Annotated in this window: 16 protein-coding genes; 8 read left to right on the top strand and 8 right to left on the bottom strand. The window is 68.3% G+C overall.

Going from position 1 to position 21,016, the window contains the following annotated elements; translation table 11 throughout:
• Positions 1 to 79 precede the first annotated feature (79 nt).
• Positions 80 to 2,317 (bottom strand): cyanophycin synthetase, encoded by a 2,238-nt coding sequence (locus tag ACSFA5_RS15810; protein WP_435444989.1) that lies wholly within the window; start codon positions 2,315 to 2,317, stop codon positions 80 to 82.
• A gap of 139 nt (positions 2,318 to 2,456) precedes the next feature.
• On the opposite strand from ACSFA5_RS15810, the gene ACSFA5_RS15805 reads away from it, so the two are divergent.
• Both ACSFA5_RS15805 and ACSFA5_RS15800 read left to right on the top strand, forming a co-directional pair.
• Positions 2,457 to 4,745 carry a cyanophycin metabolism-associated ABC transporter gene (locus ACSFA5_RS15805; protein ID WP_435444988.1) on the top strand — a complete coding sequence of 763 codons (2,289 nt, stop codon included), beginning with the start codon at positions 2,457 to 2,459 and terminating at the stop codon, positions 4,743 to 4,745.
• Positions 4,742 to 5,221, top strand: a complete 480-nt coding sequence (locus ACSFA5_RS15800) for a cyanophycin metabolism-associated DUF1854 family protein (protein ID WP_435444987.1) — start codon at positions 4,742 to 4,744, stop codon at positions 5,219 to 5,221. The genes ACSFA5_RS15805 and ACSFA5_RS15800 overlap by 4 nt, the downstream gene beginning before the upstream one ends.
• Before the next feature lie 4 nt (positions 5,222 to 5,225).
• Here ACSFA5_RS15800 and ACSFA5_RS15795 read toward each other — a convergent pair whose 3' ends face one another.
• From ACSFA5_RS15795 to ACSFA5_RS15780, 4 genes are all read right to left on the bottom strand, one after another.
• On the bottom strand, positions 5,226 to 5,876 hold the full coding sequence (locus ACSFA5_RS15795) for a hypothetical protein (protein WP_435444986.1): 651 nt from the start codon (positions 5,874 to 5,876) through the stop codon (positions 5,226 to 5,228).
• A gap of 137 nt (positions 5,877 to 6,013) precedes the next feature.
• Positions 6,014 to 7,525 (bottom strand): alkaline phosphatase, encoded by a 1,512-nt coding sequence (locus ACSFA5_RS15790; RefSeq protein ID WP_435444985.1) that lies wholly within the window; start codon positions 7,523 to 7,525, stop codon positions 6,014 to 6,016.
• A 44-nt stretch (positions 7,526 to 7,569) separates the two neighbouring features.
• On the bottom strand, positions 7,570 to 9,042 hold the full coding sequence (locus ACSFA5_RS15785; protein ID WP_435444984.1) for an alkaline phosphatase: 1,473 nt from the start codon (positions 9,040 to 9,042) through the stop codon (positions 7,570 to 7,572).
• Positions 9,043 to 9,190: 148 nt separating this feature from the next.
• On the bottom strand, positions 9,191 to 9,601 hold the full coding sequence (locus ACSFA5_RS15780) for a DUF2177 family protein (RefSeq protein ID WP_435444983.1): 411 nt from the start codon (positions 9,599 to 9,601) through the stop codon (positions 9,191 to 9,193).
• Positions 9,602 to 9,680: 79 nt separating this feature from the next.
• Between ACSFA5_RS15780 and queC the strand changes: the two genes are divergently transcribed.
• Positions 9,681 to 10,385, top strand: coding sequence for a 7-cyano-7-deazaguanine synthase QueC (queC, locus tag ACSFA5_RS15775; protein ID WP_435444982.1), 705 nt, complete (start codon positions 9,681 to 9,683; stop codon positions 10,383 to 10,385).
• On the opposite strand, the gene ACSFA5_RS15770 is transcribed toward queC, so the two are convergent.
• Together ACSFA5_RS15770 and ACSFA5_RS15765 are read right to left on the bottom strand one after the other, a co-directional pair.
• Positions 10,367 to 12,157: an ABC transporter ATP-binding protein/permease gene (locus ACSFA5_RS15770; protein ID WP_435444981.1), complete on the bottom strand. Its 1,791-nt coding sequence runs from the start codon at positions 12,155 to 12,157 to the stop codon at positions 10,367 to 10,369. The two genes, queC and ACSFA5_RS15770, sit on opposite strands and share 19 nt — an antisense overlap.
• Positions 12,158 to 12,287: 130 nt before the next feature.
• Complete coding sequence (locus ACSFA5_RS15765) at positions 12,288 to 12,848, bottom strand: phosphonate degradation HD-domain oxygenase (protein WP_435444980.1); 561 nt, start codon at positions 12,846 to 12,848, stop codon at positions 12,288 to 12,290.
• A gap of 292 nt (positions 12,849 to 13,140) precedes the next feature.
• Between ACSFA5_RS15765 and ACSFA5_RS15760 the strand changes: the two genes are divergently transcribed.
• The 5 genes from ACSFA5_RS15760 to ACSFA5_RS15740 all read left to right on the top strand — a co-directional run bounded on the left by ACSFA5_RS15760 (position 13,141) and on the right by ACSFA5_RS15740 (position 19,630).
• Positions 13,141 to 14,175 carry a putative 2-aminoethylphosphonate ABC transporter substrate-binding protein gene (locus tag ACSFA5_RS15760; RefSeq protein WP_435444979.1) on the top strand — a complete coding sequence of 345 codons (1,035 nt, stop codon included), beginning with the start codon at positions 13,141 to 13,143 and terminating at the stop codon, positions 14,173 to 14,175.
• 28 nt (positions 14,176 to 14,203) lie between these two features.
• Positions 14,204 to 15,292, top strand: coding sequence for an ABC transporter ATP-binding protein (locus ACSFA5_RS15755; RefSeq protein WP_435444978.1), 1,089 nt, complete (start codon positions 14,204 to 14,206; stop codon positions 15,290 to 15,292).
• A 2-nt stretch (positions 15,293 to 15,294) separates the two neighbouring features.
• A complete protein-coding gene (locus tag ACSFA5_RS15750; protein WP_435444977.1) occupies positions 15,295 to 17,019 on the top strand; it encodes a putative 2-aminoethylphosphonate ABC transporter permease subunit in 1,725 nt (574 codons plus the stop codon).
• A complete protein-coding gene (locus tag ACSFA5_RS15745; protein ID WP_435444976.1) occupies positions 17,019 to 18,158 on the top strand; it encodes a TIGR03364 family FAD-dependent oxidoreductase in 1,140 nt (379 codons plus the stop codon). The genes ACSFA5_RS15750 and ACSFA5_RS15745 overlap by 1 nt, the downstream gene beginning before the upstream one ends.
• A 206-nt stretch (positions 18,159 to 18,364) precedes the next feature.
• A complete protein-coding gene (locus ACSFA5_RS15740; RefSeq protein ID WP_435444975.1) occupies positions 18,365 to 19,630 on the top strand; it encodes an MFS transporter in 1,266 nt (421 codons plus the stop codon).
• On the opposite strand, the gene ACSFA5_RS15735 is transcribed toward ACSFA5_RS15740, so the two are convergent.
• Positions 19,578 to 20,996, bottom strand: coding sequence for an aminotransferase-like domain-containing protein (locus ACSFA5_RS15735; protein WP_435444974.1), 1,419 nt, complete (start codon positions 20,994 to 20,996; stop codon positions 19,578 to 19,580). The two genes, ACSFA5_RS15740 and ACSFA5_RS15735, sit on opposite strands and share 53 nt — an antisense overlap.
• Positions 20,997 to 21,016 lie beyond the last annotated feature (20 nt).

Raw genomic sequence — 21,016 nt, 5'->3', positions numbered from 1 at the left:
CGGGCCACTGGTGTTGCCCCCGGTAGGGGGAAGGAGAAGCGACACGAAGTGCGCGAAGCCTGGGGGCGAGCATCGGCAGTCAGATGAATTGAGGTTGCAGCGGCTGGGTCTGCGACAGCTGGAGCGAGGCCAGCGCGGCCTGCAGGTCGGCCTCGAAGGCCTCCACGCCGGCGCCGATCAGGTTCAGCGGAATGCCCAGCGCCCAGGCCGCGGCCACGGCGGCCAGCAGGCTTTCGAGGCTCACGCCGGCATGGGTGGCGCGCCACACGGTCAGCCGGCCCAGGCCGGGCAGGAACGATTCGCTGCTGCCGTTGGCCAGCACCACGCGGTCCTGCCGCACCAGCACGGCCTTGCCGCCGGCGATCTGGTGCGCGGTGAGCGCGGCGGCCTGCGGGTCGGCCGCGTACAGGATGACGGCGCCGTCGCACAGCGGTGCCAGGCCGGCCACGCGCGCATCGGCCGCATTCAGCACGGCGGTGCCTTCGGACAGCACCACGTCGACCTGCGTGCGCAGCACCTTCACCAGCTGGTCGCTCTCGGTGATGTCGTAGTCGGCCAGGGCTTCGAAGCCGTCGAGGTCGGTGACGATGCCGACTTCGCAGCGGTCGTACGACAGGCCGTCGCGCAGGATGGTCTGGGCGCCGTTCTCGATCACCACGGCCTGCACGGCGCGGTTCACCAGCAGGCGGTGGCCGGCGTCCCAGTTGGCGCTGTCGCGTGCGTCGACGCGGCGGCGTTCCAGGAACAGGCCGTCGCGGCAGGCCAGGCCGGTGTGGCGCCCGCCCAGGTTGACGAGCCAGGCGACCAGGCGCGCCAGCACCTCGGTGTTGCGCGAGCCGGCCACGCCGATCACGGGAATGCGCCCGGGCGCGTCGTTGGGGAACAGGTGGTCGCAGATGGCGCGGCCCACCGGGCGCGGCGAACCCACGGCCGGCTTCAGGTGCATCAGCAGGCCGGGGCCGGCATTGACTTCGACGATGGCGCCGCGCTGCGGGCCCAGCGGCTTGGAGATGTCGAGTGCCACCAGGTCGATGCCCGCGATGTCGAGGCCCACCACGCGCGCGGCCAGCACGGCGGCATGCGCGACTTCGGGGTGGACCTGGTCGGTGCAGTCGTTGGCCATGTTGCCGTTGCGCTGGATCGTCACCACGCGGCCGGCGGCCGGCACGGCGTTGCCGTCCAGCTCCTGGCGCTTGAGCTCCAGCTGCAGCTTGGCGTCGGTGTCCAGCACGATCACGTCGAGCGGAAATTCTTCCTCGGCACCGCGGCGCGGGTCGTTGTTGAGCTGCTTGTCGATCAGCTCGCGCACGCTGGCCTGGCCGTCGCCGGTCACGGTGATGATCTCGCCGCGCGCGGCCGCCACCACCTCGCCGCCCACCACGAGCAGGCGGTGCTCGTGGCCGCGGATGAAGCGCTCGACCATCACGTCGCTGCCTTCGGGCTCGGCCACCGCGAAGGCGGCCATGACTTCTTCGCGCGTCGTCAGTTCGAGCGACACGCCGCGGCCGTGGTTGGCGTCCGACGGCTTCACGACCACCGGCAGGCCGATGTCCTCGGCGGCTTCCCAGGCTTCTTCGGCGCTGTCGACGACCTGGCCTTCGGGCACCGGCACGCCGCAGCTCGCGAGCAGGGACTTGGTCAGCTCCTTGTCGCTGGCGATCGATTCGCCGATGGCGCTGGTGTAGTCGGTCTCGGCGGTCCAGATGCGCTGCTGGTTGGCGCCGTAGCCCAGTTGCACCAGGTTGCCGCTGTTCAGGCGCATGTGCGGAATGCCGCGGTCTGTGGCGGCGCTCACGATGGCGGCGGTGCTCGGGCCGAGGTAGCAGTCTTCGACCTTGGCCTTGACCGCGTCGACCGCCTTCTGCACGTCGGCGGCGCTGAACGGGTCGTCGTTGATGGCGGCCATCAGCAGGCGGTGGCCCTCGGCCAGCGCCACGCGGGCGACCTGTTCGTCACGCGCGCGAAACACCATGCGGTAGACGCCGTGCTCCGAAGTGCTGCGGGTTTGCCCGAAACCGGTCGGCATGCCGGCCAGGTTCAGCAGCTCGATGACGACGTGCTCCAGCACGTGGCCCGACCAGGTGCCTTCGGTCAGGCGCTGGATGAAGCCGCCGCGCTCGCCCACGCCGCAGTGGTGCTCGATGAGCGCCGGCAGCAGCCCGGTCAGGCGGTCGGTGAAGCCGTTGATCTTGTTGGAGGGGAAGTCCTCGAGCGAGCCCAGGTCGAGCCAGACTTCGAGCACCGGACGGTAGGTCCAGATGTTGGGACCGCGCAAATAGTTGATGCGCAGCAATTGGATGTCGTCGAAACGGGTCATGCAAACGTTCGATGTGCTTTGGCCGAGCACCGCGGCGCCTTCAAGCGCGCCCATGGCAATCGGTCAGAATCGGCGCCCGACAAAGGGCGCCATGACGCGGTCCATGGGGTCCGCGACGGGCAAGAGTCAAAGAAACACAATGCAACATCACGATCCAGTCGGCACCCGGGAGGGCGAAACAGAGGCGGCTTCAGCGGCGCTGAAAAACCGTCTCGCAGTCGCGGAAAACGTTCTGGTAACACTGACGGTTGACCTCGACGACCAACTTCGCTTCGCCAATGGCTTAGTCGCCCTCACTGACCGGAGGCTGATGGCGCTCGAACCGGGCGGCGAATGGCGTGAGTGGGCGCTAACAGATTCGGCCCTGGAACTGCGTCTTTCCGACCACGCCGGCGTCGGAACCCTTGATTTGACGGGCCCCGCGGGCCGTGTGGGCCGCTGGCGCTACACGCTGGGCAGCCAGGCCGCGGCGCTGCGGCTGCTCAAATTGTTCGGACAGCGAACACAGGGTGCCGCCAAGGAAATGCCTCTGGCCGTCGACCCGGCCGACGGCGACGAAGGCGCGATCGACACCGAAATCCAGACCCCGCCCTCGACCTGGGTGCTGCTGCGGCTGGGCCGTTTTGCCGGGCCGTACCGCAAGCAGTTGATCCTGGGGTTCGTTCTGACCCTCATTTCCACCGCCGCCACGCTGGTCCCGCCGTACCTGACCATTCCGCTGATGGACGACATCCTGATTCCGTTCCAGAACGGGCAGAAGATCGATTCGATGCGCGTGGGCGTGTACCTGGGCGGCCTGCTGGCCGCGGCGCTGGTCGGCTGGGGGCTGGGCTGGGCGCGCACCTACCTGCTGGCGCTGGTGTCCGAGCGCATCGGCGCTGATCTGCGCACCACCACCTACGAGCACCTGCTGACCCTGCCGCTGGACTATTTCGGCGGCAAGCGCACCGGCGACCTGATGTCGCGCATCGGCTCGGAAACCGACCGCATCAACGTCTTCCTGTCGCTGCACGCGCTCGACTTCGCCAACGACGTGCTGATGATCGTGATGACCGCGATCATTTTGTTCTCCATCAACCCGCTGCTGGCCTTGGTCACGCTGGTGCCGCTGCCCTTCATCGCCTGGATGATCCACGTGGTGCGCGACCGCCTGCGCACCGGCTTCGAGAAGATCGACCGCGTCTGGTCGGAGGTGACCAACGTGCTGGCCGACACCATTCCGGGCATTCGCGTGGTCAAGGCCTTTGCGCAGGAGCGCCGCGAAGCCGAGCGCTTTCGCGTGGCCAACGTCTACAACCTGCAGGTGAACGACAAGCTCAACCGCACCTGGTCGCTGTTCACGCCCACCGTGTCGCTGCTGACCGAAATCGGCCTGCTGGTGGTGTGGGCCTTCGGCATCTGGCAGGTGGCGCGCGGCAGCATCACGGTGGGTGTGCTCACCGCGTTCATCGCGTACATCGGGCGCTTCTACACGCGGCTCGACTCCATGAGCCGCATCGTCTCGGTCACGCAGAAGGCAGCCGCGGGCGCCAAGCGCATCTTCGACATCCTGGACCACGTGAGCAACGTGCCCGAACCAAGCAGCCCGGTGAAGGTGGAGCGTGTGCAGGGACGCATCGAGATGAGCGGGCTGGGCTTTCGCTACGGCTCGCGCGCGGTCATTCACGATCTCGACCTGGTGATCGAGCCCGGCGAGATGATCGGCCTGGTGGGCCACAGCGGCTCGGGCAAGAGCACGCTGGTCAACCTGATCTGCCGCTTCTACGACGTGACCGACGGCGCCATCAAGGTCGACGGCACCGACATCCGCCGCTTCGCCGTGGCCGACTACCGCCGCCACGTAGGGCTGGTGCTGCAGGAGCCCTTCCTGTTCTTCGGCACCATCGCGCAGAACATCGCCTACGGCAAGCCCGACGCCACGCGCGAAGAAGTGGTGGCCGCCGCGCGTGCGGCCCACGCGCACGACTTCATCCTGCGCCTGCCGCACGGCTACGACTCGCTGGTGGGCGAGCGCGGGCAGGGCCTGTCGGGCGGCGAGCGCCAGCGCATCAGCATTGCGCGTGCGCTCTTGATCGACCCGCGCATCCTGATCCTGGACGAAGCCACCTCGGCGGTGGACACCGAGACCGAGAAGGAAATCCAGAAGGCGCTGGACAACCTCGTGCAGGGCCGCACCACCATCGCCATTGCGCACCGGCTGTCGACGCTGCGCAAGGCCGACCGCCTGGTGGTCATGGACCGCGGCGAAGTGGTCGAGGTGGGACCGCACGACACCTTGATGGCCAAACAGGGCGCCTATTGGCGGCTGTACCAGGCTCAGCTGCGCCAGGGCGACGACGATGCGAGCGAAGGCGCGGTGGACGAGCGCGCCGGCGTGCAGGCATCGTTGGCCGTGAGTCACGCAGCCCATCCGGCGGGGGACGCATGAATACAGACACCCAACCCTCTTTCGAACTCGAACGCGACGCCTTCGGCCGCCTCGTGCTGACCGACGCCCAGGGCGAGCGCCATGCGGGCATCACGCCGGTGCGCGCATTTCCGCTGAGCGCGCCCGGCCATGGCGTGTCGCTGGTCGGCGGCGAGGGCCGCGAGCTGGTCTGGATCGACGACGTCGCGCAGTTGCCGGCCAATGCGAAGACCCTGCTGGAAGAAGAACTCGCCGTGCGCGACTTCGCGCCCACGCTGTTGCGGCTGCACGGCGTGTCGAGCTTCGGCGTGCCCAGCACCTGGACCGTGAGCACCGACCGCGGCGACACCACTTTCGTGCTCAAGGCCGAGGAAGACATTCGCCGGCTCGAAGGCGGCGCGCTGCTCATCGCCAGCGCGCACGGCGTGCAGTTCAGGATCCCCGACGTGAAGGAACTGGACCGCGCGTCGCGCAAGCTGCTCGAGCGCTTTCTCTAGAACTTCAGTCCAGCAGGTCGGAGTACTCGCCGCGCTCGTAGACGTCGGCGGTCTGCCAGGGCAGCGTCTTCGGCGGCGCGACGACCGAGGCGGTCATCGTGTTCACCGAAGTGCCGTTCGCGTTGCGCTGCTCGATCTTGCGGGCGTAGCGGCCCGCCACGTCCCAGTCGATGCGCAGCGTGCTTGCCCCCTGCGGCAACTCGTAGCGCTGCACGCCCTTGCCGCCGGCGCCCAGCGCCTTCATCCGCGGCAGGCTCGCCGGGTCGACCAGCCAGTAGGCGTTGGCCCACGAGCCGCCGTAACCCACGTTGCCGTAGTTGGCCTGGTCGACCTCGATCACCTTGCGCTGCTCGCGCAGCACCATGCCCACCTGCACCTTGCCGGCCGCATCGCGGCGCAGCCACAGCGGTGCGGCCGTGTTGTCGGCGTGCGAGTGGCCGATGTGCACCTTGCCTTCGCGCGCCTCGTGGTCGTGGTCGGCGCGCAGCACCGCCGGCAGTTCGCGCTCGATCCACACCGTGCCGGCGCGGCGGAACATCAGGTCGGCATAGCGGCTTTCGCGCTGCACGCCGTCCTTGCCGATCGACATCACGTGGTGGCTGATGCGCAGGTTCTGGTCGGGAGCGGCCGCGTCGCCCGCGGCAATTCCTGCCAATGGAATGGCTGCGAGAAAGGCGGCCAGCCCCAGGCCAGGGATGCCGCGGAACCGGCTTTGCCGGGCCGATGGAATCGCCCCCCGGAAGGGGGTTGGCGAAGCCACACGAAGTGCGCGAAGACTGGGGGTGAGCTTGTTCACAGGCCGGCCGCTTCTTTCACCTTGTTGAACACCTTGATGTTCTCCAGGGTGCCCTTGAAGATCTTCGAGCCCGCGCCGCCCGCGAACAGCATCACGTCGCCGCCGCCGTGCGTTTCCGCGCCGGGCGAGCCGAGGTTGATGCCGACTTCCTGCAGGAAGTTGTCGTCCGTGGTGTCCATCGTGGCCTGGTCGTCGCGGGTTGCCGCGCGGGCCGGGGCGATCCACTTCTTGCCGCCGTCTTCCGCGTTGGCGTCGCTGCCCGCGGTCGCGTTGGGCCGCCCGCCGTTGCCGAACACCAGCGTGGTGTACGGCTTGCCGTCAGACGCCTTCGAGGGCTTGCCGTCGGCGTAGCCGTTGACCAGGCCCAGGATCGGGTTGCCGATCTTCGGATAGCCGTTGAAGGCGATCGCATGGTCGTGGTCGGCCGTGACCACCACCAGCGTGTTCTTCAGGCCCGGGTCTTTCTTGTTCATGTAGTCCAGCGCGGTCTGGATGGCCGCGTCGAAGGCCAGCGTGTCTTCCAGCGCGCGCTTGGCGTTGGTGCCGTGCAGCGCGTGGTCGATGCGCCCGCCCTCCACCATCAGGAAGAAGCCCTTGTCGTTCTTGCTCAGCACTCCGAGCGCCTTCTCGGTCATGTCCGACAGGCTGGGCTGGTCGAGGTTCTGCTTCACGCGGTCCAGCTCGTAGGCCATCTCGCTCGGCGAGAACAGGCCCAGCAGCTTGCCCGTGGCGGCGGTGTCGACGGCCTTCAGCTTGGTGCCGTTGTCGACATAGGTGTAGCCCTTGGCCGTCATTGCGGCCACCAGGTCGACGCCGTCGGTGCGCTTGGTGCCGGCCGTCGTCAGGTAGTTGCGCTGGCCGCCGCCCAGCAGCACGTCGATGCCGTCGAGCAGCTTTGGGTTGTAGTTGGCATGGCCCGGCACGCTCTGCTCGGCAATGGTGTTGTAGCCGTTGCGGTTGCAGATGTGCGCGTAGGTGGTGGCCGGCGTGGCGTGGCCCACGCGTGTGGTCGACACCGCCCCCACCGCGCGGCCCCTGGCCTTGGCTAGCTCCAGCAGCGTGTCGGCGGCCTTGCCGTTGGTCGGCGGGCAGGTGGTGTTTTCGCCGTTGATGTACTGCTTGCCGGTGCTGTCGACCGCGAGGGTGTCGCTGGACATCGAGATCACCTCGTTGCGCATCTTCACGCCGGTCATGTAGGCCGCCATCGAAGGTGCGCTGTCGGTGGTCTGGCCGTCCAGCGAGAAGGTCTTCACGCGCGCCGCGTAGGGCAGCGACTGCATCACCAGGTTGGCGCGCTCCGGGCTCACCAGCGAGCCGGGCCTGGCGGCCAGCTGCTTTTCGCCCTTGTAGATGCGCGCTGCGGTGACGGTGACGGGGCCCATGCCGTCGCCGAGGAAGAAGATGACATTTTTGGCTTCGCCGGCGGCGTGTGCGTGGCCGGCCAGCAGGCCTGCGGCGCTGCAAAGCAGGGCGATGGCCAGGCGGGTGGTGCGAATGGTGCGGTTCATGGTCGTGTTCATGTGTGTGTTCGTCCGTGGGAGGTCGCCGCCCCTCACAGGCCGACCGCCTTCTTGATCAGCCCGAACACGTCGGTGTTGGTGATGACGCCAGAAAAGTTGTCCGCGCCCAGGCCTTGCGCGCCCAGGAACACGTCGGCACCGCCGTGGGTTTCGGAGTCGCTCGCGGCGTCCATCGGCACCACGGCTTCCTGCTTGTAGTCCTTGCTTTCCAGCGCGGTGCTGTCGATGGCGCCACGCGTGGCCAGGCGCACGGGGCCGTTGCCGAAGCCGATGATGGTGTAAGGGTTGCCGTCGACGTCCTTGCTGGTCTTGCTGGTGTCGACGTAGTCCTTCACCAGGCCGAGCACACCCGGCTTGCCGGCCTCGGTCTTGCCAGTGCGCGCGGCGTAGCCGTTGAGCTGCAGCGTGTGGTCGTGGTCGGCCGTGACCACCACCAGCGTGTTCTTCAGGCCCGGGTCGATGGCCTGCATCTTGTCGAGCGCGAGCTTGATGGCGTCGTCGAAGGCGCCGGTGTCCTGCAGCGCGCGGCGTGCGTTGGTGGCGTGCAGCGCATGGTCGATGCGCCCGCCCTCCACCATCAGGAAGAAGCCCTTCTTGCGCGCCGCGAGCGCGTCGATGGCCTTGCCGGTCATCTCGGCCAGGCTCGGCTCCTTGGTGGCGTCGCGGTCCAGGTCGTAGGCCATGTGGCTCTTGGTGAACAGGCCGGCGATCTTGGTGGCGCCGTCCACGGGCAGCTTGTCGAAGTCGCTCCTGCTGGCGGCGTAGCTGTACTTCGCGGCCTTCAGCTCGGCGATCAGGTCGCGCTTGTCGTTGCGCTTGCCGCCGGCTTCCTTGGCGGTGAAGTAGTCGGTGCCGCCGCCGAAGAACACGTCCACGCCGTCGCCCAGCTTGCCGTTGTAGCCCGCGCCGCCCGGCACCAGGGCCGCGGCGATGGTGTTCTCGGCGTCACGGTGGCACACATGCGAGTAGGTGGCCGCGGGCGTGGCGTGCGTGATGCGCGTGGTGGTCACCACGCCGGTGGCATAGCCCCCGGCCTTGCTTTGCTCCAGCAGCGTTTCCACGGCCTGGCCGTTGCCCGAGGGGCAGGTGCTGTCGAAGGCGACGTGGTAGGCCTTGCCCGCCGCGTCGGTGGCCTTGGTGTCCGCGCTCATGGAGATGACTTCGTTGTTCATCTTCACGCCGGTCATGTAGGCCGACATCGAGGGCGCGCTGTCGGTCACCTGGGCGTCGTTCGAGTAGGTGTGGACGAAGGCGGTCTCGGGCAGGGTGTCCATCGTGAGGTCGCCGTCTTCGCCGACCTTGTAGATGCGCGCCGCGGTCATGGTGGTGATGCCCATGCCGTCGCCGAGGAAGAACAGCACGTTCTTCTGCGCCTGCACCACCGGGGGCGGCGTGGCCGTGGGCGGAATGAACGGCGCCATGGAGGCGGTGTTGTTGCTGCCGCCGCAGGCGGACAGCAGCAAGGAGGCGCCCAGCAGCGCTGGGGCAATGAAGCGTTGAGACATGCAGCTCCCTCGGAGGGTTGTTTGAACGGCGAGCCTGCTGCGCACCGTTTCTGGAGCTGAAATCTAAAGACCTCAGATGACTCGCGAATGACGAGTCACGCGCGCTGAAAAAGTTCAGCGCTTTTTCTTAGGTGGTCGTTAGCGCCGTTCAGCGCGCCGCGAACCAGCGCAACGCCGCGGCGCCCGCGGCGGCCGCCAAGCCGCTCACCAGCGTGCCCCACGCAATGTCGATGAACGACAGCGCCAGCGGCCAGTTGCGGATCACGGCCAGGTTGGTCAGGTCGTAGGTGGCGTAGCAGAACAGCCCGAACAGCCCGCCCATCAGCGCAGCCCGCATCACGCCCTGCGCCGCCAGGCCCGGCACGATCGCGAAGAGCACCAGCCCGACCGGATAGATCAGGTAGAACACCGCGGCGAAGGCCAGCCGCGGGTTCGGCGACATCAGGTCGCCCATGGCCTCCTGGTACATGCCCTTGGCGACGACGCCGAGCCAGATCATGTCGATGACCAGCAGCACCACGAAGGTGACCGCCCATGCAACCAGGTGTTTTGTACTCATTCGCGGGATCGTATCCGCGCGCGCCACCCGGCCTGCGAAAATTGCGGCTTTGGACTACGACGGCCCACCGTCGACGGACATGCCCCTGCACACCACCGCCCTCGTCCTGTTCTCCGGCGGCCAGGACTCCACCACCTGCCTGGCCGACGCGCTCTCGAAGTACCAGCGCGTCGAGACCCTGGGCTTCGACTACGGACAGCGCCACCGCGTCGAGCTCGACGTGCGCGGCACCATCCTCGCGCAGATGCGCCAGCGCTTTCCCGACTGGGCGCCCCGCCTGGGCGAAGACCATGTGCTCACGCTGGCCGCGCTGGCGCAGCTGGGTGGCTCGTCGCTCACCGAGGAAGTGGCCTTTGCCATGCAGGCCGACGGCCTGCCCAACACCTTCGTGCCCGGGCGCAACCTGCTGTTCCTTACGCTGGCCGGTGCGCTGGCCTACCGGCGCGGGCTGCAGGTGATCGTCACCGGCGTGTGCGAAACCGACTTCTCGGGCTACCCCGACTGCCGCGACGACACCATGAAGGCGATGCAGCTGGCGCTGTCGCTCGGGCTGGAGCGCCGCCTGGTCATCGAGACGCCGCTCATGTGGATCGACAAGGCCGAGACCTGGGCCATGGCGCACCGCCTGGGCGGCGAGCCGCTGGTGGACCTCATCGTCGAAGACACCCATACCTGCTACCTCGGCGACCGCGAGCACCGCCACGCCTGGGGCTACGGCTGCGGCGAGTGCCCCGCCTGCGACCTGCGCAAGAAGGGCTGGGAGCGCTACGCAGCCGCAGGTTGACCGGCCGAGGTGTTCAGGCGGTAGCGCGCGCCGCCTGCGACGCCTTCTTGCTGCGGCACCAGCGTCCAGCGCTGGTTGTGAAAGTCGCCCACCGCCGCGCGGTGCGCGATCGACACCATCGCGCCGCCGGCGGCGTGCACCGTGTCCGAAAGCCGCTTGTAGAGCACGCCCTCGGCGTGCGCGTCCAGCGCGCTGGTGATCTCGTCGGCGAACAGCCATGCCGGTTTCTTCAGCAGCACGCGCGCGATGGCCAGGCGCTGCTGCTCGCCGCCCGAGAGCTTCTGGCTCCACGCGTCGCTGTCGTCCAGGTGGCCGGCAAGGTCGGGCAGCAGGGCGTCGTTCAAGGCCTGGCGCAGCTGGTCGTCGCTGAAGTCCGCCGCCGGGTTGGGGTAGGTCAGCGCGTCGCGCAGCTTGCCGTCGGGCACGTAGGGGCGCTGCGGCATGAAGGCGACGTTGTCCGGCACCTTCATGTGGCCCTTGGAAAACGGCCAGATGCCCGCGAACGAACGGAACAGCGTCGACTTGCCGCTGCCCGACGGGCCCTGCAGCAACACGCTGTCGCCCGGCTTCACCGACAGCGCGGCGCCGGCCAGCAGCGGCGTGCCGTTGGGCAGCGCGACCGCGAGGTCGTCGGTGTGCAGCACGGCCGCGGGCGTGCGCTGCACGCCGTCGTCGCGCTCCGCATGGGCGCGCATGCCGTCGTCGAAGCTGGTCAGCCGGTCGGTGGTAGCGCGCCACACGGCCACGCTGTCGTAGTTGTCCACGAACCAGCTGAGCGACTCCTGCACCTTGCCGAAGGCCGATCCGATCTGCATCAGGTGCCCGAGCTGGAACGCCCCGCCGAAATACTGCTGCCCCGCCACCAGGAACGGAAAGATCACCGCCGCCTGCCCGAAGAACGAGGTGAAGGTGACCAGGTTCTTCTGCTGCTTGATCAGCTGCAGGTAGTTGCGCAGCACGTCGCCGAAGCGCAGGTCGAGCTGGCCGCGCTCCACTGTCTCGCCCTTGTCCAGCGCAATGGCTTCGCTGTATTCGCGCACACGCACCAGGTGGTGGCGGAAGTCGGCTTCGTAGCGTTGTTGCCTGAAGTTCAGGCCGATCAGCGGTCGCCCGATGAAGTGCGTGATGACGGTGCCGATGATGGAGTAACCCAGCGCCACCCAGACCATGGCGCCCACGATCTGGTAGGTGCTGCCGCTGAAGGTGAACGAGAAATTGCCCGACAGCCCCCACAGCAGGCCGATGAAGCTCATGAGCGTGACCACGGCGTTCAGCAGGCCCATCGACAGCGTCATCGTGCTGCTCGTGAAGATCTGCATGTCTTCCTGGATGCGCTGGTCGGGGTTGTCCGGTGTCTGGCCGTCCTTGCCGGCGTAGCGCGCCAGTTCCAGGTGATAGAAGGTGCGGTCCGCCATCCAGCGCGACAGGTAGCTGCGCGTCATCCACGAGCGCCAGCGCAGCTGCAGCAACTGCGTCACGTAGAACTTGAGCACCTGCACCGCGATGTTGGCGAATGCGATCCAGCCAAACACGCCCACCTCGTGCCAGAAGACCACCGCGTTCTTGTTCTGCAGCGCGTCGTAGAAGCGCCCGTACCACTCGTTGCCGAGCACCGCCACGTACACGTAGAACAGGTTGAGCGCGACGATGGTCAGCAGCATGGCGCGGGCGCGCCACTTTTCCTCGGACTTGAAATACGGCGCCGACAGCGCGAAGACGCGCCTCAGGACCTGGGCGAGCGTGGCGGCACGTGCCGTGACGGATAGAGACATGCAGGTTTCCTCGCGGGCGCTTGCGCGCCTTTCATCATGAGGAAACATAGTAAACAACTGTTTCTTAAACCGGACTGAAACGGGACTGAAACGGGTCCGAAATGCGGCCCAGGCATCGAAAAGACTTCGATCAGCGTCGCATCACCCTGGCCGCGGTCGCCAGGAAGTGCCCCAGCGGCGGTGTTTGCAGCCCTTCGACCTTCGCCTCTTCGTCCCACAGCCGCAGCCGCACCGCGTCGCCGGCCCCTTCGAGCGCGGCAAAGCGCCGGGCCGCCCCGTCGTCCATCACACCGCCCTGCAACGCCAGGCTGCGCACCGAGTCGGGCGAGAGCTTCGAGAAATAGCCGGGCCGCGTGGCGCACAGGTAGCGCTTGGCATCCACATGCAGCCGGATCGGCTCGCGCACTTCGGCGTCGAAGGCGCCGCGCAGCAGGGGCAGGGCGATGTACTGGTGGCGGTCGTCGATGCCCAGTTCGGTGGGCGAGCGCGACAGCGTCTGGTGCTCGGCGATCAGCAGGTGCCCCAGGTCGTGCAGCAGCGCAGCCGTCACCAGCGCGTCGCTCGCGCCGTCCCGCTCGGCGAGCCAGGCGCATTGCAGCGCGTGCTCCAGCTGCGACACCGGCTCGCCCGCGTAGGCGACCCCGCCGCGTTCGGCGAACAGGCGGGCGATCTCGGCGAGGTCGAGGGTCATGAGAGTGAACGGCGCGGAGAAGCGCAAGCACGAGCGAAGGCACATGAACTTTGCCGCGAGGCAGTGACAGGCGGATGACGAAACCGCCGACCCGCGGCGCCGTTGCGCCGACCTCGGGCGCCGTTTTGGGCATTTGGGGTTTTTTGGGGCGTCTGACAAATTCCTGTCACATCCCGCTGCCAGCATCGCCCGCATTCGCTGCACCGAACGAATTTCTTACTTTCGCCTGCCTGTTCGTGTGACCCGTGCCGCGTCCGTTCTTCTTCCACTTTCTCCCAAGGGATCCTTCACCATGCTGCATCGTCAACTCCGCTGGTCTGTCGTGCCGGCCGCCCTGTTCTCGCTGGCGTTCGCCGCATCGGCCCAGGGCCGCACCGAGCTGCTGGTCTACACCGCGCTCGAAGCCGACCAGGTGCAGGCCTACAAGGCCGCCTTCGAAAAGGAGAACCCGGCCGTCGAGCTGAAGTTCGTGCGCGACTCCACCGGCATCGTCACCGCCAAGCTGCTGGCCGAAAAGGCCAACCCGCAGGCCGACGTGGTGTGGGGCCTGGCCGCCACCTCGCTGATGCTGCTCGACAAGGAAGGCATGCTCCAGCCCTACGCGCCCAAGGGCCTGGACGCCATCAAGCCCACCATGCGCGATCCGTCCAATCCGCCCAAGTGGGTCGGCATGGACGTGTGGTCGTCGGCCATCTGCTTCAACACCGTCGAAGCGACCAAGAAGAGCCTGCCCAAGCCCACCAGCTGGGCCGACCTGACCAACCCGGTCTACAAGGGCCAGATCACCATGCCCAACCCGGCCGCGTCGGGCACGGGCTACCTGATGGTGTCGGGCTGGATCCAGATGATGGGTGAAGAAAACGCGTGGAAGTACATGGACGCGCTGCACCAGAACATCGGCATCTACAGCCAGTCGGGCAGCAAGCCCTGCCGCCAGGCCGGCGCCGGCGAGTTCGCGCTCGGCATGTCGTTCGAATACCGCGCCAACAAGACCAAGCGCGACGGCGCGCCCATCGACATCGTGCTGCCCAAGGAAGGCCTGGGCTGGGACATGGAAGCCACCGGCATCATCAAGACCAGCAAGAAGCAGGACGCCGCCAAGGCGCTGGCCGACTGGGCCGTGACGAAGCAGGCCAACGAGCTGTACGCGAAGAACTTCGCCGTGCTCGCGCTGCCGGGCATCCAGGAAAAGCTGGAGTTCGTGCCCGGCGACGTGGAGAAGCTGCTCGCCAAGAACGACTTCACCTGGGCCGCCGCCAATCGCGACCGCATCCTGACGGAATGGTCGAAGCGCTACGAATCGAAGTCCGAGAAGAAGCCGCTCTGATCCTCTTGAAACGAAGCGGTACCCGGTCATGACGAGCAGCAGCTTTCTTTCCCTTCGCGGCATCGGCAAGTCGTTCGGCGCCACCCGCGTGCTCGACGGCATCGACCTGGACATCGAGCCCGGCGAGTTCGTGTGCCTGCTCGGCCCCTCGGGCTGCGGCAAGACCACGCTGCTGCGCATCGTGTGCGGCATCGAGCGCGCCGACAGCGGCCGCATATTGCTGGGCGGCCAGGACATCGCGGGCCTGCCGCCCGCGGCGCGCGGCTTCGGCGTGGTGTTCCAGTCGTATGCGCTGTTCCCCAACCTCACGGCCGCGCAGAACATCGCCTACGGCCTGCATCCCACGGGCGCACTGGCCCGCGAGATGGCCAAGCGCTCGCGCGAGATGCTCGACCTGGTCGGCCTCACCGCGCATGCCGACAAGTACCCGGTGCAGCTTTCGGGCGGCCAGCAGCAGCGCGTGGCGCTTGCCCGTGCTCTCGCGCCCAACCCGCGCCTGCTGCTGCTCGACGAGCCGCTCTCCGCGCTCGACGCGCAGGTGCGTGCCAGCCTGCGCAGCGAAATCCGCGCGCTGCAGAAGCGCCTGGGCATCGTCACCATCATGGTCACGCACGACCAGGAAGAAGCGCTGTCGATGGCCGACCGCGTGGTGCTGATGCACAACGGCCGCATCGAGCAGGCGGGCACCCCCGACGAGCTGTACCGCCAGCCGCGCACGCGTTTCGTGGCCGGCTTCGTCGGCCGCATGAACATGCTGCCCGCCACGGTGCTGGCCGACGGCAAGGTGCGTGTGCGCGACAGCGAGCTGTTCTGCGCGCCGGCCAACTTGAGCGTGGGTTCGCAGGCCACCGTGGGCATTCGCCCCGAGCACGTGGTGGTCAAGCGCTTCGGCACCGAACTCGGCGCCAACAGCTTCGCGGCGCGTTTGCTCGACACCGAGTTCTTCGGCAACCGCACGTCGGCCCGTCTGGCATGCGAGCCGCTGGGCATCGAGATAGAAGCCGAGTTGCCCGCCGATGCGCGCGGTGGTCCCGGTGGTGGCGGCGAGCCGCTGGTGCCCAGCAGCATGGTGCATATCCAGTTGCCGTTGAACGCGCTGTCGGTGCTGGCGCATTGAGCATGAGCAGTTCTCCAGACGCCGTCGCCATCGTCCCGGTGGCGACGGCGCGCATGGCGCGGACCGGCGCCTTCGACCGCGAGCGCTGGCTGACCGGCGCCGCCGTGCTGCTGATGGTGCTGGTGCTGGTCGTGATCGTCGCGCTGCCGGTCGGTGCACTGGTCGGCCAGAGCTTCTTCGACAGGGCCGGCGCATTCGTGGGACTCGCCAATTTCGCGCGCTACCTCGACAACCCCGCGCTCGTGCAGTCGGCCTTCAACAGCCTGTGGATCGCAGCGCTCAGCGCCGTCATCTGCACTGCCATCGCCTACGTGTACGCCTACGGCCTCACGCTGTCGTGCATGCCGGCCAAGGGCCTGCTGCGTGCGGTGGCGCTCATTCCGCTGCTCGCGCCGTCGCTGCTTCCGGCCATCAGCCTGGTCTATCTTTTCGGCAACCAGGGGCTCTTCAAGGGGCTGATGGGCGATGCCTCGATCTACGGGCCGCTGGGCATCGTGCTCGGCTCGGTGTTCTGGACGCTGCCGCATGCGCTGCTGATCCTCACCACCGCCATGGCCACCTCCGACGGCCGGCTGTATGAAGCCGCGCAGACCCTGGGCGCCTCGCGCTGGCGCATCTTCCGTACCGTGACGCTGCCGTCGTCGCGCTACGGCCTGATCGTGGCCGCGATGGTGGTTTTCGTGCTGGTCATCACCGACTTCGGCGTGCCCAAGGTGGTGGGCGGCCAGACCGGCGTGCTCGCGACCGACATCTACAAGCAGGTGGTCGGCCAGCAGAACTTCCAGATGGGCGCCGTGGTCGGCCTGGTGCTGCTCATTCCCGCGGTGCTGTCCTTCCTGGTCGAGCGCCGCGTGCGCGGCAAGCAGGCCGCGGCGCTGTCCGCACGCGCCACGCCTTACCAGCCCGAGCCCGTGCGGTCGCGCGATCGCGCACTGCTTGCGTTCTGCGTGCTCACCGCCTGCGCCATCCTCGTGATGATCGGCATGGCCGTGTTCGCGTCGCTGGCCACCTACTGGCCCTACAACCTGGCGCCGTCGGTGAAGAACTACGACTTCAGCAACATGGACGGCGGCGGCTGGGGCAGCTACTTCAACTCGCTGCGCCTGGCCGTGTGCGCGGCCGTGGTGGGTGCGTTCGCGACCTTCGTGTCGGCCTACCTCGTCGAGAAGCCGCGCCACTTCGGCCTGCTGCGCGAACTGCTCAACCTGCTGGCCAACCTGCCGCTGGCCGTGCCGGGGCTGGTGCTGGGCGTGGGCTACATCTTCTTCTTCATCTCGCCCGCGAACCCGCTGCGCGGCATCTACGGCAGCATGACCATCCTGGTGGTGTGCACCGTGGCGCACTTCTTCTCGGTGGCGCACCTCACCTCGCTCACCGCGCTGCGACAGCTCGACCGCGAGTACGAGCTGGTGTCCGAGTCGATGGGCGTGCCCTTCTGGCGCACCCTGTGGCGCGTGCACCTGCCGGTGGCGCTGCCCACAGTGCTCGGCGTGGGCGGCTACTTCTTCGTCAACGCGATGACCACCGTGTCGGCCGTCGTGTTCCTTTATTCGCCGCAGACCTCGCTGGCCGCCATTGCCGTGCTGAACATGGACGACGCCGGCGACGTCGCGCCCGCCGCCGCCATGGCCTCGCTGATCATGCTCACGGCCGCGTTCGGCCGGGGCTTGTTCGCGCTCGCGGGGCGGGGGGCGCTCCAGCGCACCCAGGCATGGAGACACCGCTGATGCCCGCGACACTGGCCCTTCATTCGGACCATTTCGACCTGATCGTGGTCGGTGCCGGCATCGTCGGCCTGGCCCATGCCTACACCGCCGCGCTGCGCGGCCTGAAGGTGTGCGTGGTCGAGCGCGACGCGGCCTGCATCGGCGCGTCGATCCGCAACTTCGGCTTCATCACCGTCACCGGCCAGGCGCCGGGCGACACCTGGCGCCGCGCGATGCATGCGCGCGAGGTGTGGCAGCAGATTGCGCCCTATGCGGGCATCGACATCGTGCACCGCAACCTCTGGCTCGCGGCTTTCCGCCCCGAGGCGCACGACGTGCTCGAGGCCTTCATGCGCACGCCCATGGGCGAGGACTGCGAGCTGCTCGACGCGGCCGATGCGCAGGCCAAGGCACCGGCGCTGAGCCTGGCCTGTGCGCAGTCGGTGCTGTTCAGCCCGCACGAGCTGCGCGTGGAATCGCGCACCGCCATCGGCCGGCTCGCGAAGTGGCTGGCCGAGGCGCACGGCGTGACCTTCCGCTTCGGCGAGGCGGTGCTCGAGGTGGCAACGCCGCGCGTGCGCACCTCGCGCGGCACGCTGCATGCCGAACGCGTGGTGGTGTGCACCAACACCGACCTGCACGGCCTGTTCGCCGAGCGCATTGCCGCGCACGAGCTCACGCTGTGCCGCCTGCAGATGCTGCGCGTGCAGCCCGAGGCGGGCTTCCGCTTGCCGGGCTCGGTGATGATGGACCTGAGCCTGGTGCGCTACGAGGGCTACAGCACGCTGCCCGAGGCCGCCGCGCTGCGCGCACGGCTGCAGCAGGAAGAGGCGGCCTCGCTGGCGCACGGCATCCACCTCATCGTGGTGCAGAGCGCCGACGGCTCGCTGGTGGTGGGCGACTCGCACCACTACGCCGATGCGCCCGAGCCCTTCGCGATGGAGGAGGTCGACCAGCTCATCCTGCGCCACCTGCGCAGCACGCTGAATCTGGAGGCCGCGCAGATCACCGAGCGCTGGACCGGCGTGTACCCGTCGTCGAAGACCACGCCCTGCGTGATCGACGCACCCGACGACGCCACGCGCGTGGTGCTTGTCACCAGCGGCAGTGGTGCGAGCACCGGCTTCGGCATTGCGCACGACGTGCTCGACGCCTGGTGAGGGGGGTCGGCGCGGTGTGCGACTTGGCGCACCGCGGCGCGGCCATGCCGCTAACGCGCGTTTCGAATTCGGGTTGAAGCGGCCCGCCCGGCAGCGCCGGGCTCAAGCCGTCTGCCATGTCGATGTTCATGCGTTCCGCAAGGTCCGCGTGCCGCGAGAATGCGGCACGACATGCGCGCCGCACGTTCCCGGCGTGGAGACAAAAAATGAAGACCCAAGAGACAACCGCCCACCAGCCCGATTCACGCTACGCCATGCTGCGCCTGGGCCTCACGCTGCTGATCATGACGGTCGGCAGCAGCGGCATGTACGTGGTGTCGGTGATGCTGCCCGCGGTGCAGGCCGAGTTCGGCCTGGCGCGCGCCGATGCCTCGCTGCCCTACACGCTGCTGATGCTGGGCTTCGGCTTCGGCGGCGTGCTGATGGGCAAGCTGGCCGACCGGGTCGGCGTGATGTGGCCGCTCCTCGGTGGCTCGGTGTTCCTCGGCGCGGGCTACATCGCGACGGGCCTGTCGGGCGGCATCGTGTCCTTCACCATCGCGCAGGCGTTGCTGGTCGGGCTTCTCGGCTGCTCGGTGACCTTCGCGCCGCTGGTGGCCGACACCTCGCTGTGGTTCGTCAAGCGGCGCGGCATCGCGGTGGCGGTGTGCGCCAGCGGCAACTACCTGGCCGGCGCGGTGTGGCCGCCGATCGCGCAGCACTTCGTGGAAACGGTGGGCTGGCGGCAGACCTACATCGGCATGGGCATCTTCTGCGGCGTGACGATGGCGCTGCTCGCGCTGCTGTTCCGCGCGCGCCCGCCCGCGCTGGCCGAGGCGCCGCCCGCCAGCGCATCGAAGGCCTCGGCCCCGCGCGACCTGACACGACCCTTCGGCCTGGACATGGGCACGGCACAGGGCCTGCTGTGCGTGGCCGGTGTCGCGTGCTGCGTGGCCATGGCGATGCCGCAGGTGCACATCGTGGCCTACTGCGGCGACCTGGGCTACGGCGCGGCGCAGGGCGCGACGATGCTGTCGCTGATGCTGGGCTTCGGCATCGTGAGCCGGCTGGTGTCGGGCGCCATCTGCGACCGCATCGGCGGGCTGCGCACGCTGATGCTGGGCGGCCTGCTGCAGTGCGTGGCGCTGCTGCTGTTCCTGCCCTTCGACGGGCTGGTGCCGCTGTATGTGATCTCGGCGCTGTTCGGACTGTTCCAGGGCGGCATCGTGCCCTCTTACGCCATCATCGTTCGCGAGCACTTTCCGCCGCAGGAAGCGGGCGCGCGCGTGGGCACGGTGCTGATGTTCACGCTGTTCGGCATGGCGCTGGGCGGCTGGATGTCGGGCAAGGTGTTCGACCTCACGGGCAGCTACCACGCGGCCTTCCTGAACGGCATTGCGTGGAACCTGCTCAACCTGAGCATCGTGGCGTTCCTGCTGTTCAGGACGCTTCGGCGACCAGACGGCCGAGTGTCTGCATCGCCTGCTCGCTGAGCGTGTCCCAGGGGTGGCCGTAGTTCAGACGCAGGCAGTGGGTGAAGGCGCGTGTGGCCGAGAAGATGGGCCCCGGCGCCACGCTGATGCCCCGTTCCAGCGCCTTGCGGTGAATGTCCAGCGCGTTCACCCGCGCCGGCAGCTCGACCCATAGAAAGTACCCGCCCAGCGGCCGCGTCGCGCGCGTGCCCGCCGGAAAGTAATGCCCCACGGCCTGCGCGAAGGTGGCCTGCTGCAGGGCCAGCGTCTGGCGCAGCCGGCGCAGGTGCTTGTCGAGCCCGCCCTTTTCCAGGTAGCCCGCCAGCGCGAGCTGCGACGGCGCCGAGGTGCTCAGCGTGGTCGTGAGCTTTTGCCGTGCCACCTGGCGCGCGAAGCGCCCGGCCGAGGCCCAGCCGATGCGGTAGCCGGGCGCCAGGCACTTGGAGAATGACGCGCAGTGCAGCACCAGCCCCTGGGTGTCGAAGGCCTTGGCCGGCGGCGGGCGGCGCTCGCCGAAGTAGAGCTCGGCGTACACGTCGTCCTCGATCAGCGGCAGCTGGTGCCGCGCCAGCAGCGCGACCAGCGCCTTCTTCTTGGCATCGGGCATCAGGCTGCCGAGCGGGTTCTGGAAGGTGGTCATGAGCCAGCAGGCGGTGGGCTTGTGCGCCGCGATGGCCAGCTCCAGCGCGCCCAGGTCGATGCCTTCGCCCGGATGCGTGGGCACCTCGATGGCCCGCAGCCCCATGCGTTGCAAGGCTTGCAGCGCGGCATAGAAGGTGGGTGACTCCACGATCACCGCGTCGCCCGGGCGCGTGACGGCCGAGAGGCAGAGGTTGAGCGCTTCCAGCGCGCCGTTGGTCACGACGATTTCGTCGGCCGGCACCGGCATGCCGTCGCCCAGGTAGCGCAGCGCGATCTGCCGGCGAAGCGCGGCGCTGCCGGGCGTGAGGTCGTCCACCGTGCTCCACGGGTCCAGCGACTTGGCGCTGGCCGCCATGAACTGCCCCAGCCGCGCCAGCGGAAACAGCAGCGGGCTCGGAAAGGCCGAGCCGAACGGCACCACCTTGCGCGACATGCTGGCTTCCAGGATGTCGAACACCTGGTCGCTCACGTCGAGCGACAGCGGGCCGTCGGCGGGGCGCGAGGTGTGGGTGGACTCGGGCGGCGCGTCGCGCAGTCCGCCGCCGGTCACGTAGTAGCCCGAGCGGTCGCGCGCGCGCACCAGGCCGCGCGCCTCCAGCAGGTAGTAAGCCTGGAACACGGTGGACGCGCTGACCCCGCGGCTCGCGCCGGTGTGGCGCACGGAGGGCAGGCGGTCGCCGGTCTTCAGCGTGCCGATGCGGATGGAGGCTTCGATGTCGGCGGCCAGGGCTTCGTAGCGCTTCATGGCAGGGCGGTGTTCATTCG

Origin of the sequence: Variovorax monticola, from assembly GCF_051216855.1 — a bacterium.
Lineage (GTDB): Bacteria > Pseudomonadota > Gammaproteobacteria > Burkholderiales > Burkholderiaceae_C > Variovorax.
Note: the sequence above shows the minus strand (reverse complement) of the source record. Positions and strands in the feature narration are given on the sequence as shown.